Annotated in this window: 1 pseudogene; it reads right to left on the bottom strand. The window is 35.6% G+C overall.

The features are described from left to right. Positions 1–264 (bottom strand): annotated as a pseudogene (locus SB725_RS31855) (hypothetical protein); the annotation flags it as partial.

A 264-nucleotide genomic window follows, 5' to 3' on the forward strand; every position in this document is an offset into this window, starting at 1 on the left:
GTATCTTTACTAATATCTTTTGCATTTCTATTTATAATATCTTTTGGCATATCAGAGATACCCATTTGATCAGCGGTTTCTTGATCAATCGTATTATTCATATCAGCACTTTTGCCAGCATTACCCTTTGGCGTCGGCTCAGATTGAATCAGTATCACATCTTGTAGTTTTTTCTTATCATCGCTGAGACTACCCACGTATAAATGATAATTACCGCTGCTAATAAACTCATTTGGACGAATCAAATCAAACGCACTGGTCAAT

Source organism: Pseudomonas sp. SIMBA_041 (assembly GCF_046535095.1).
GTDB lineage: Bacteria > Pseudomonadota > Gammaproteobacteria > Pseudomonadales > Pseudomonadaceae > Aquipseudomonas > Aquipseudomonas mucoides.